The sequence below is a fragment of the Mucilaginibacter tolerans genome (genome assembly GCF_030519375.1).
Classification (GTDB): domain Bacteria; phylum Bacteroidota; class Bacteroidia; order Sphingobacteriales; family Sphingobacteriaceae; genus Mucilaginibacter.
Genome location: NZ_JAUMKB010000005.1, coordinates 209,900 through 221,839 on the forward strand (window position 1 = coordinate 209,900; position 11,940 = coordinate 221,839).

An 11,940-nucleotide genomic window follows, 5' to 3' on the forward strand; every position below is an offset into this window, starting at 1 on the left:
TAGCTATTTTTGAGCATATTAAATTGAGAGCATTCAGAATTAATCTGGATGCTTTTTTATATGCATATTTCATCGGCCAGCATGAAAATTATTGAGGTTAAGACAAAAACAGATAAAAAAGCATTTTTAGACGTAGCCCGGATAATTTACAAAGATGATAAAAACTGGATATGTCCCCTGGATAATGATATAGAAGCAGTATTTGACCCGGAGAAAAACCCTTTCTTTAAGCATGGCCAATGCACGCGCTGGATCCTGACGGATGACAATGGCCATCTGATCGGGCGCGTTGCAGCATTCATTAACGAAAAAAAAGCATATAACTACGAGCAGCCCACAGGCGGCATGGGCTTTTTTGAGTCTATTAATAATGAGAACGCTGCATTCCTGCTATTTGACACCGCAAAGGATTGGCTTAAAGCGCGCGGCATGAAAGCTATGGACGGCCCCATCAATTTTGGTGAAAACGATAATTTTTGGGGATTGCTTGCCGACGGCTTTGTACCTCCCTCTTATGGAATGAATTATAACCCGCAGTATTATCTTAGTTTCTTTGAAAAATATGGTTTTAAAACTCAATATGAGCAGATTACTAACCATGTAGATGCCCACAAACCTTTTCCTGAAAGATTTACAAAAATCGCCGAATGGGTGGCCCAAAAGCCTGGTTATGAATTCAAACACCTGAAAGCATCGCAAATAGAAAAGTTTGCGGAAGACTTTATGGAAATCTATAACGATGGCTGGAAAGACTTTGAAAATTTTGTGCCGATCGTCAAAGCGACCATACTGGAAAGTTTCAGGAAGATGAAACCTTTGATGGATGAAAATCTGATCTGGTTTGCTTACGTAAACGGAGAACCAGCTTCATTTGTGGTGATCTTACCTGACGCCAACCAGATGATCAAAGGATTGAATGGCAAGCTTAACCTTTTAGGGAAACTCAAATTTCTGTACAATAAATGGAAGGGAGTAAAAAGAATGCGGGCTATTGTAATGGGTACCAAGCAAAAGTACCAGAAGCATGGTTTGGAGTCGGGTTTGTTTATTAAATTGAAAGAATATGTACTGCCTTTGAAGCAATATGATGAACTGGAGTTATCATGGGTAGGTGATTTTAACGACAAAATGATAGCCCTCCACCATAGTATGGGTGGCGTATTTGGGAAGAAACATTTAACGATGCGGTATATTTTTGGTTAGGCCAGGCAAGTAGGGTTAAGCTGCTGCAACTTATGCAGTAGCTTTTGAATGCCTTAACTCTTCAAATAATTCAATTACTTTCTTTTGCAAGTCGATAACTTCTGAATCTCGATCCATCAATTTTTTATTAACTACTTCCAACTCATTAATAAATTTCTGATCGTGCTCTTCGTCATTAAAGGTAAGCAATTGCACCACAGTCATGTCAAACAAGATCGCAATTTGCTCCAGGCGGGACAAATTGATATCAGTTATGCCTGTTTCTATTTTAGAAAAAGCAGGAATTGAAATGTCAAGCTTTTTAGCTACATCTTCCTGACTCCAGCCCTTCTGGTGGCGGAGTAATCTGATCTTTTTTCCGAGTGCTTTCATGTTTTTTTGTTTCTTTAGATAAGGTTTTTCTCAGTAGTTAATAAAGTTACAATAAAAAAATTAATATTAAGCTTATTATTTATAATATTTTTTTGACAATTTCTGCAAATCAATTCCGCCAAAATTTCCCGAGCTCATCATAAGCAGGTTGGTGTTGTCTATTTCAATGTTTTCGAGGTATTCCTCTAATACCGATGGATCATTATAAAACATTAAATCATTTCTTGAGAACGCATCTTTCACTGTTTCAGCCGGATATGGCTCCATCTTTTTCTGCTCAAACGTCTTTTTATCGATAAAAACAATCACCACATCGGCCTGATCCATCGCATGAGCATACTCATTGAGGAAATCTTTATTCAAACTGCTGAAAGTATGAAGCTCGATACAAGCGACTAATCTTCTGTCAGGAAATTGAGAACGCACCGCATGAATAGTAGCTTTTAGCTTGGAAGGTGAGTGTGCGAAGTCCTTAAAAAAGCTCGAACTTTCGTTTTTACCCATTAGCTCAAGCCTGCGTGCTGCACCTTTGAAAGTAGTAATTTGAGTATAAAAATCTTCTGAATTTATACCCAGGCTCCCACATACCAACCTGGCAGCTTCAATATTCAACAGATTATGCTCACCAAAAACCAGCAAAGGATATTCCTTCTTATTATTTATAATATTTGTAATACCATTTTTAATATTATAATCCGGCAAATGATAAGGTATTTTTTCTACTTTGGATTGATCCTTTTTAACCAGGTCATTTAAAACCTCATCTGTTTCGCTGTATATCAGTTTCCCGTTAGGCTGTATGGTTTCGATAAAAACCCGGAATTGATCTACATAATTCTCAAACGTCGGGAATACATTAATATGATCCCAGGCAATGCCGCTGATCACGCCAATATTGGCCTTATACAAGTGAAATTTAGGCTTTCTGTCGATTGCAGAGGATAAATACTCATCTCCCTCAATTACAATTACCTGCGCTTCATTAGTCAGCTTTACCATGGTGTCGAACCCCTCTAACTGGGCACCAACCAAGTAATCAAACTCTTTGCCGGAGTTCTTCAATACATGTAAAATCATGGAGGTGATGGTAGTTTTACCATGGCTTCCCCCAATTACTACCCGCAGTTTATTTTTTGAGTGCTCATAAATATACTCCGGGTATGAATATATTTTCAACCCCAGTTCCTGTGCCTTTTGCAGTTCCGGGTTGTCGGCACGGGCATGCATGCCCAATATAATGGCGTCGATATCCGTTGTGATTTTCCCCGGAAACCATCCATTATCCTCGGGCAAAAGTCCATACCTTGAAAGTCGCGAAACAGATGGTTCGAAAAGCACATCGTCTGAACCGGTTACTTTAAACCCTTTTTTGTGCAAAGCAATGGCCATATTATGCATGGCACTGCCACCTATGGCTATGAAATGGATCCGCATTAAAAAATATAACTGTTAAGAAAGATTTGACAAATAAACGTAAAATGCTCTTTTCTTTAAAATATATATTTTTTAAGGTTGTGTGGATAACTAAAATCCTATTATTTTAATAATAATACGGGCACAGCACAATGCACCGTTAGCTGCTGAGATACGCTGCCATGTAATAAAGACTGAAAAAAGCTGTATTTGTGCGGCAATGCGATCACCATTTGCGCGTGATGACCTTTAGCGAAGCTCAGAATACCATTAAGGACATCGCTTTCATTATTATAGTAGTAGCGGGGATGGTATTCCTGCAACATTTTATGGAGTACGGTTTCTTCTGCCAATTGTTCCGGATCCGTGTTTTTGTGTTTAGCCGCTTTATCAATATTTACAACCTCCAGTTCAACCTCATGCCTCTGTAAAAGTCTTTTCAAAGGTTCCAGTGGAACAGCATCTTTTACTTTATTAAAATCGCAGGCCATAACTACACGCTTGATCTTTTCATAATGGCAAAGCGGGGGAACTACAATAACAGGCACAGGACTCAGTTTAGCTATATTAATCACATTGCTCCCAATATGACTACTATGAATATTGTCGCTCCCGTTACTCCCCAATATGACTATATCAGCATGAAACTGGTCAATTGTTTCAATAATGGCCCGTACCAACGGTGAGCGGTTGATGCGAATGTGAACAGTAACACCATCACGTACCTGTTTATGTATCCGGTCACGAAGATTTTCCAATTTCTTTGTCCTTTCAATCACCTGTTCTTCTATCTCCTCCTCGCTCGGGATAAGCATATCCGGCGTGGGCAACACACTTTCGTAAACGGACACATGGTAGGAATGCAGCAGGTAAACATCCTTCACATCTGTTTGATTGGTTAATAATGCTGTAAACTCTGCAGCATGAACCGATGTTTCGGAGAAATCAATTGGAACTATATAGGTTTTCATGAGAATAAAATTTAGATCACTCCATTTTGGTCTAAAAGTAAAATGATGTCAAATTTATCAGGTCAGGGTTTATAATTGCCAGTTGCAACACATATTATTTATGTTCATTAATACATGCATTTCACTTTAAGAAATATACAAAATTTCCCTCAATTGTCGAGCTAATGTCAAAACAAATATTTCGGCATAAAGTGTTTTTGTTGTTCTATAAAGAACACCTACCTTTACTGTAATATTTATTATTACAGATGAACGGACGATTTCCTATTGCATTGCATATCCTGACGTTGCTTAGCAAGACGGAGGAGGAATTAATGTCATCTGATTACATTGCGGGAAGTATAAACATCAACCCTGCACTGGCTCGTAAAGAGATCAGCAACCTGCGCAACCTGGGTTTGATTAGCAGCAAGGAAGGGAAAAGCGGGGGCTACACTTTGGCTAAAGCGGCTGAACAAATAACACTTGCTGATGTATATCAGGCTGTAATGAGTCAGCCGGTGCTGGGTGTAGCTAAAAACACACCTAATCCCGACTGCCCCGTAGGCAAACAGATCAATAAAAAGATCGATGAGCTCTATACTGACCTTGATAAAATTTTACTAAAAAAACTGGGTAGTATTACGATTGAAGATTTCGCCAATCAATTCGATTAATTTTTTTTAATATAAACTGTAACATAATTAATTACAATTAAACAAAACCATCATATGAAAATAGCACTTATCGGAGCCACTGGATTTGTAGGCTCAGCCGTATTGAACGAAGCATTGAACCGCGGGCATGAAGTAACAGCCATTGCCCGTGATACCAGCAAAATAACTGCAAAGAACGACAACCTCACCGTAGTAACGGCCGACGTGTATAACATCGACGCACTGGCAAAAGTACTTGCTGGCCATGATGCCGTTGTGAACACTTTTAATGCTGGCTGGACTAACCCTAATTTATACAATGATTTTATCAAGGGATCAGAATCCATCCAACAGGCTGTAAAAATTTCAGGTGTTAAACGCTTGCTTGTAGTAGGTGGTGCAGGCAGTTTAGAAATTGCACCTGGAGTTCAACTGGTAGATACCCCCCAGTTCCCGGCAGAATGGAAAAGCGGAGCTACTGCTGCACGAGATTACCTGAATATTATTAAAAAAGAAAACGACCTGGATTGGACTTTCCTTAGCCCTGCTATACACCTGCATCCGGGTGAGCGTACCGGAGTATTTCGGTTAGGCACCGATCAACCCGTGTTTAACGATAAAAATCAGGCTGAAATTTCTGTGGAAGATATGGCTGTGGCTATTATTGATGAACTGGAGCAAAACCAGTTTATTAAAAAGCGTTTTACACTGGGATATTAATTAAAGAGATGTAGAGATGCGATAAATCGTGTCTCTACGTCTATTATTTTTCAAATCGGGTAGCCACCCAATCTTTGGTTTTTTTATGACTTGTGTAGGTCATTCCATGTTTGGCAGCTTCTTCTTTTATAATATCCAGATCAGGAGATTGATAAAAACCGCTGAAATAGATCTCTCCTCCGCTTTTTAAAACTTCGCCATATCGCGCCATTTGATCAAGGAGAATGTTACGATTGATGTTGGCTAGTATAATATCGAACTGCGCATCAGGTATTGCCTCTTTCGAGCCGCAGATCGCTTTAATGTTGACGATATGATTCAATGCGGAGTTCTCGATCGTGCTTTCATAGCAAACAGGGTCATAATCAATAGCAATGATATTCTTTGCACCAAGTTTGCTTGCCAGGATAGCTAAAATGCCCGTTCCGCAGCCCATGTCCAGTACATCTTTTCCAGCAAAATCAGTATCCAGCATCAGGTCCATCATCATTGAGGTTGTCTGGTGATGCCCGGTACCAAATGCCATTTTAGGGTCGATCACGATTTCCATCGGAAACTCGGCTTTGGGCTGGTGAAAAGTCGCCCTCACATACACCTTATCCCTGATCTGTATTGGCTCAAAGTTGCTTTCCCATACTTCGTTCCAGTTTTTTTGCTGAATAATGTTTACCTCATAACTAAAGCTGAAAATTTCATGGTAAGGCGCGAGATTTTTCTCTAACGCCTCCATATCCAAATCAGCTTCAGGAATATACGCCTTGAAACCATTTTCTACTTCCTCAAAAGTATCAAATCCAATACTAGCAAGCGCATCTATAAGCAGATCCTGCTGGTAACCCTCTGCTGGGTTGGTGGTAAAAAGCAATTCGTAATAATCCATTTTTTTTAGATATCAGATTTGAGACGCAAGATAGGAGGCTTACTCCGCCGGTTGTTCTGCTTCTTCGGTTATTTGCTCCGACTTTTTGGTTAGGAAATATAATACAACCAGGTTTACGGCCCAATATACCAGCTGCACACCGGTCATAAATATGCAAACTTTGATGACATGCCACCGGCTTGATTGCCTGTCCCAGATACAATAGCTGATAAATGCTGCAAAAAGTAAACATATCAGGCAGAGTATCAACACTGAAATAAACTTACCTCTAGTAGATTTGAGAAATACTCTGTTCCACACCGGCACAACGATCAAGTGCTGGGTAAGAACCGCTACCACAAATAACAAAGGCATAAAGTACCTGAAGTAAGCCATAAAGCTCTCTATGGTTCCTTCCCCCAACTCATCTATCCGAAGGGTAAAATAAACCGAGCTAAAGCGCACGGCCAGAAAATACGCTCCGAAACCAATAAAAGGCGGTAAAAGTACTTTTAGCAGGTTCCTCATGATTTAGATATGAGATTTGAGATAGGAGATTTGAGATTTTAACCTGTGATCATTGGGTCTCATATCTCATATCTCACATCTTTAATTAAACGTTTTCGCTATATCGATAAAATCACGCGATTTTAAGGATGCACCGCCGATCAATCCGCCATCAATATCTGGCTGACCAAACAGATCGCCCGCATTTTTAGCGTTACAGCTGCCACCATATAAAATAGTCGTACTATCGGCCAATTCTTGTCCATATTTTTTAGCGATTTCCTTGCGGATAAAAACATGTATCTCCTGTGCCTGAGCTGATGTGGCGGTTACGCCTGTACCAATGGCCCATACAGGTTCGTAGGCCAATACTACCTGACCAAACTGTTCTTCACTTAAATGAAAAACACCTTCTTCCAACTGCGTTTTGATCACATCAAAATGCACATTGGTTTCGCGCTCCTGTAAGGTTTCGCCAATGCAGAAGATCGGTTTTAAGCCATTGGCCAAAGCCGTATCGGTCTTCTTAGCCAGCAATTCGTTAGTCTCTCCAAAATATTGGCGACGCTCTGAGTGGCCCAAAATCACATATTCAGCGCCGGTTGAATGGATCATTTTAGCAGATGTCTCGCCGGTATAAGCGCCTGATTCGGCCTGATGAGCATTTTGAGCACCTACAGAAACTTTAATATTACCTTTTGCCAATTGTACCAGGCTATGCAGGTGAATAAACGGGCTGCATACCACAATGTGCTGTTTACCGGTTACCTCGTCGTGTGCCATGTTTACGACTTCTGAAAACAAAGACAAACCTTGCTCATAGTCCATGTTCATTTTCCAGTTCCCGGCGACAATTTTTTTTCTCATGATTAATTTATATTGATTGTTTTAGTGTGTTGTTGTTAATTAAAGTCCGATGTGCCTGTATTCATTAGTAAGTTCAAAAACCGTCTTCAAAATATTCCGCTCTACATCATCAAATTTACGGTGATCACGGCGGGCAAATACCTTTTCCATTGTTTCAAAAGCTTTTTTTGGGCTGTAGGTTTCAAATCCATGCGGCCCTCCCCATGAAAAGTCCGGAACGAAATTACGTGGGAAGCCTGCTCCGAAAACATTGGCGCTCACACCTACTACTGTTCCTGTATTAAACATGGTGTTAATAGCGCATTTGGAATGATCAGCCATAACCAGTCCGCAAAACTGCAAGCCTGTAGCACGAAACCGCTGCGAGGTATAATCCCAAAGCTTTACTTCGGCATAATTATTCTTCAGGTTCGAGTTATTGCTGTCAGCGCCGATATTGCACCACTCTCCCATTACTGAGTTCCCCAGGTAGCCTTCGTGTCCTTTGGATGAATAACCCCAAATCACAGAATTATTGATCTCACCACCAACGCGGCAATATGGGCCAACTGTAGTGCCTCCGTATATATTCGTTCCCATCTTCACCTGTGAGTTATTACACAAGGCGAACGAACCGCGAATGTGCGTTCCTTCCCAAACCTCCGTAGTCTTAGCCAGGTAGATTGGCCCGTTAGTAGTATTAAAAGATGAACATTCGGCAACTGCACCTTCTTCAGCAAAAAAATCATTACCAATAATGGTATTGGTTGAACTGATAGCAGCACTGCTGCGACCCTTGGTAAGCAACTGGAAATCCTTTTTCAGCTCGGTATCATTGTTCCTGAAAATATCTTCAGGGTATTTGATTACTATAGGTGAACCGTTGTAATCTATTGTTCGGTCAAATTGGGCTTTGTCGTCGAAAGTTTTCGCAGCACTTTCTGAGAGCCTAACCGCTATTAGTCGCCCGTCAAGTTTTAACGCTTCTCCGGTTTTTAATTTATTGATAGCCTCCAGCAACTGCTCATCAGGACAAACGGCACCGTGAATAAATAAATTTTCAGATTGAATGTCAATCGGGAACTTGACGCTTAAATAAGACTGGGTATGATAGGAGAAATCTTGTTTCAGGTATTTCGCCCACTTTTCGGCGATCGTCAGGATGCCCAAGCGCAGATCGGCCACGGGGCGGGTATATGTTAAAGGCAGTAATGTTTGGTATGCATTACCATCAAATAAAATAATTGCCATGGCGCAAAAATAAAAAAAGTCCCCCGATGTACCGGGAGACCTGTAAATAATTTATCACGAAGCTAAAATTACTTTTTAGCGTAACGGGTACGGAATTTATCGATACGTCCTGCTGTATCTACCAGTTTCATTTTACCGGTATAGAACGGGTGAGATGTATGAGAAATTTCTAATTTCACCAGTGGATATTCGTTGCCATCTTCCCATTTTACTGTTTCGCGGGTATCGATGCATGATTTTGTTAAGAAAGAATAGTCGTTTGACATATCTTTAAAAACAACTAATCTATAGTTTTTTGGATGCAAATCTTTTTTCATCGTTTATGGTTCTCCTAAAAGAGGTGCAAATATATCATTATTAATCAAAACTAAAAAGCAAAAAATAAAAAAGGTCTTTTATCCTCCTCCGGCTCCCCTGAGATCAGGGAAGAAGATATCTATTCTGCTAAATTTTCATTCAATCATAATCTAATAATTCTCTCTCTAAACTTAGGGAGAGTTATCCGGCGAAGCGTCGACAGAGTGGGTAAAATACGGCTGAAAAAATATTTTAAAATATTTTCAAAAAAGTATAACCTTCTGTAAAACGCCTGCGTATAACTACGTGGTTAATAAATAAAAGATTAAATATTTTTAATTGGTTTGAAGAATGGTTAAAATCCCCGGTAGTGAATGGCCGGGGATTTTTATTTTATCTATACCTATAACCTGCTCCGTTCCTCCCCTGCTCCGCTGTCTCTTTTCTGCTGATTTTTGTTCCCTGTTGAGCCAAACGGACGATAATAAGTAAGCTTGATAATAGGCGTAATTCGCGATTCTCCATAATAAATTACATGTACTTTGCTGTTAAAGGCATCCGTAGTAAGCATACCTAAGTCGCTTTTATAACTCCCCGATCTGAAGACATCCGTAACCGACAGCTTCAAACTGCCATTGCCAAGCTGTTTCTTTACACCCAGGTTAACTACAGCATTACCGTAAGCCCGCCAATTGGCGTCATAAGTTGGCGAATAGTGATAGCCGGATAACTCGGCGGAAAGCCCATGCTGAAATTTAAAGTTCTCGCTGAAATTAAATGAGCCGGCCAGAAAAGTCTTCTCAAAATGCTGGGGAGTGAATGATATCTTGTATTGTCTCAGTCCCCCGGTAAGAGTATAATTCATGTCCCACCAATCGCTGATTTTGACCGGTATGGTTGCCTGCAGGGTAATTGAATTCCGCCAATCCGCATTTTCAGGCCGCAGATAAACCACTCCTTTTACCGGCCCGGTTGTAACCTGGGTTCCCAAAATAGGATCATCATCGCGGCTGAACAATAAGGAAAACAGGTAGTCATGATAATTATAGCCTAATTTAAGGTTACGCGTTATGGCAGGCTTCAACAGAGGGTTTCCTGTAAAAACCGATACTGGGTCGTTATAGCTGACGTAGGATGTGAGGTCGTTGTACGACGGTCTTGTGATGCGTTCCGTATAAGACAGATTCCATGATGAATTATTGTTTATTTTTCGGGTAAAGAACACCGAGGGAAAAAGCCGGCCCAGTTTGCGATCCACCCTGTAGTTGGTATCCGCTGATCTATCCGTATAATTATGTGAATACTCATAACGGGCACCTGCAACAAGACTTGTGACCGAGTCAAGCTGTATATTGAAAGTGAGATAACCTGCATCTATCGTCTCATAGGTGATAAAGTTATTGGCTGACCCTACAGTGTTTGGTACCCAAATGCCGTTTTCAAAATCCTCAATACCGGAGCGGGCAGTGGTGCGGCTGTAAGTAGCTTTGGCACCGGCCTCCAGCTTTATTTTCTTATTCAGTTGCTTGGAATAATCCAGCTTGCCGATCAGCACTTTTATCACCGTGTTGCCAAAATCACGTTGCATGGGCGAAAAAAGGCTGTCGGCGTTGCCCGCCGGATTACCCTGGTTATCCGTAAATGTACTTTGCGAATTGTACAGTGACCGCGTATGGTAATACAGATAATCCAAATCAGCTCGAATGGTCTGCTTCCCTGCCAGGGTTTTGTCGAGGTACAAATTGGCAATTCCATTACCGAGATGGCTGGAATTATTAAAAAACGAATTATAAGTAAGCGTCGCATCCGAAGATTGATAATAGCCGTAATTATGAGGGAGGTTAGTGTTGCCACCACCCCAATAATTAAGGCTGGCGCCGATGGTTGTTACAGTGTCAAGCTTTATATCCGCACCCAATGTACCATCATTATAATTAGAAATTGGTTTGCTGATGCCTGTATAACTAAAATCCGTTTGCCCACCTACCAACTGATCATACTCGGAGCCGGTTGCATTGAGATGTCCGTAGTCATGATCGTGCCAGTAAGAGTAAGACCCATATAGGTTGACCTTACCTGTATTGTGATTAATATTAAGCCCTGCAGAAGCCTTTTGATACATACCATAACCAGCGGTCAGCGTTACAGAGCCATTTGATCCGCGCTTTTTGTTTTTTTTTGTCACGATATTAATGATACCTGCATTACCTTCAGCGTCGTAGTTAGCCGGTGGCGTATTCATCAATTCTATTTGAGCGATATTATCTGCGCTCATCCCGCTTAATAAAGTGATCAACTGATCCATCGACATACGCATAAGCCGACCATCCAGCATCACCATTACTCCTGTTTTTCCGTTGAGTGAGATAGTATTGTTATGCTGATCGAGGATGACACCCGGCGACCGCTGCAGCACATCCAGTACCGAGCTACCCTGCGTCATGATGCTGTTTTGCACATTCACCGTCACGCCCTGGGCTGTTTGCTGTACCTGTGGTTTGTCAGCTTTGATTACTACTTCGCCTAATTGCTTACTGGTACTCTTTAGTACGATTGCACCCAAATCTTTTTGGCTGCTATCTGCGCTTAATTCAAAGCTTTCAGAATTATAAGTTTGATAACCTATCACACTGATCCGCATGAGGTATTTACCACCAGGGACATCCGTGATTTGAAATATACCCTTATCGTTGGTTAATGCCGATTTCACTATGGTACTATCGGCAGTTTGCATCAATGCAGCTGTCGCAAAGGGCACAGCCTGGTTATTTTGATCGGTCAATTTTCCCGTCACCTGTCCAAATACGGTTTGGAAAGTGATTGATAGCAACAGACAAAGCGTTAATTGTTTCATGTGATCCTTTGG

The 11,940-nt window shown here is 41.0% G+C and carries 12 protein-coding genes; 3 read left to right on the forward strand and 9 right to left on the reverse strand.

The annotated features are described in order from the left end of the window. Positions 1-81 precede the first annotated feature (81 nt). On the forward strand, positions 82-1,203 hold the full coding sequence (locus Q3A68_RS09380; RefSeq protein WP_302900812.1) for a GNAT family N-acetyltransferase: 1,122 nt from the start codon (positions 82-84) through the stop codon (positions 1,201-1,203). A 30-nt stretch (positions 1,204-1,233) separates the two neighbouring features. Here the strand turns inward: Q3A68_RS09380 and Q3A68_RS09385 are convergent, their stop codons facing one another. The 3 genes from Q3A68_RS09385 to Q3A68_RS09395 all read right to left on the reverse strand — a co-directional run bounded on the left by Q3A68_RS09385 (position 1,234) and on the right by Q3A68_RS09395 (position 3,959). Continuing rightward, entirely contained in the window at positions 1,234-1,575 is a 342-nt protein-coding gene (locus Q3A68_RS09385) for a helix-turn-helix domain-containing protein (protein ID WP_302900813.1), read from the reverse strand. Positions 1,576-1,650: 75 nt separating this feature from the next. Beyond that, positions 1,651-3,009: a UDP-N-acetylmuramate--L-alanine ligase gene (locus tag Q3A68_RS09390; RefSeq protein WP_302900814.1), complete on the reverse strand. Its 1,359-nt coding sequence runs from the start codon at positions 3,007-3,009 to the stop codon at positions 1,651-1,653. Between the two features lie 101 nt (positions 3,010-3,110). Beyond that, positions 3,111-3,959 carry a universal stress protein gene (locus Q3A68_RS09395; RefSeq protein WP_302900815.1) on the reverse strand — a complete coding sequence of 283 codons (849 nt, stop codon included), beginning with the start codon at positions 3,957-3,959 and terminating at the stop codon, positions 3,111-3,113. A 248-nt stretch (positions 3,960-4,207) separates the two neighbouring features. On the opposite strand from Q3A68_RS09395, the gene Q3A68_RS09400 reads away from it, so the two are divergent. Next, positions 4,208-4,615, forward strand: coding sequence for an Rrf2 family transcriptional regulator (locus tag Q3A68_RS09400; protein ID WP_302900816.1), 408 nt, complete (start codon positions 4,208-4,210; stop codon positions 4,613-4,615). A 54-nt stretch (positions 4,616-4,669) separates the two neighbouring features. Continuing rightward, positions 4,670-5,314: an NAD(P)-dependent oxidoreductase gene (locus Q3A68_RS09405; protein WP_302900817.1), complete on the forward strand. Its 645-nt coding sequence runs from the start codon at positions 4,670-4,672 to the stop codon at positions 5,312-5,314. A 43-nt stretch (positions 5,315-5,357) separates the two neighbouring features. Here Q3A68_RS09405 and prmA read toward each other — a convergent pair whose 3' ends face one another. From prmA to Q3A68_RS09435, 6 genes are all read right to left on the reverse strand, one after another. After that, positions 5,358-6,194: a 50S ribosomal protein L11 methyltransferase gene (gene prmA, locus Q3A68_RS09410; RefSeq protein ID WP_302900818.1), complete on the reverse strand. Its 837-nt coding sequence runs from the start codon at positions 6,192-6,194 to the stop codon at positions 5,358-5,360. A 39-nt stretch (positions 6,195-6,233) separates the two neighbouring features. Then, entirely contained in the window at positions 6,234-6,701 is a 468-nt protein-coding gene (locus tag Q3A68_RS09415) for a hypothetical protein (protein ID WP_302900819.1), read from the reverse strand. Positions 6,702-6,782: 81 nt separating this feature from the next. Then, the gene (tpiA, locus tag Q3A68_RS09420; RefSeq protein ID WP_302900820.1) at positions 6,783-7,547 is read right to left on the reverse strand and encodes a triose-phosphate isomerase; all 765 of its coding nucleotides are present in this window, start codon (positions 7,545-7,547) and stop codon (positions 6,783-6,785) included. 39 nt (positions 7,548-7,586) lie between these two features. After that, positions 7,587-8,777, reverse strand: coding sequence for a GlmU family protein (locus tag Q3A68_RS09425; protein ID WP_302900821.1), 1,191 nt, complete (start codon positions 8,775-8,777; stop codon positions 7,587-7,589). 68 nt (positions 8,778-8,845) lie between these two features. Beyond that, positions 8,846-9,094: a type B 50S ribosomal protein L31 gene (locus Q3A68_RS09430; RefSeq protein WP_302900822.1), complete on the reverse strand. Its 249-nt coding sequence runs from the start codon at positions 9,092-9,094 to the stop codon at positions 8,846-8,848. A 383-nt stretch (positions 9,095-9,477) separates the two neighbouring features. Next, positions 9,478-11,928 carry a TonB-dependent receptor gene (locus tag Q3A68_RS09435; RefSeq protein ID WP_302900823.1) on the reverse strand — a complete coding sequence of 817 codons (2,451 nt, stop codon included), beginning with the start codon at positions 11,926-11,928 and terminating at the stop codon, positions 9,478-9,480. Between the last annotated feature and the right edge of the window lie 12 nt (positions 11,929-11,940).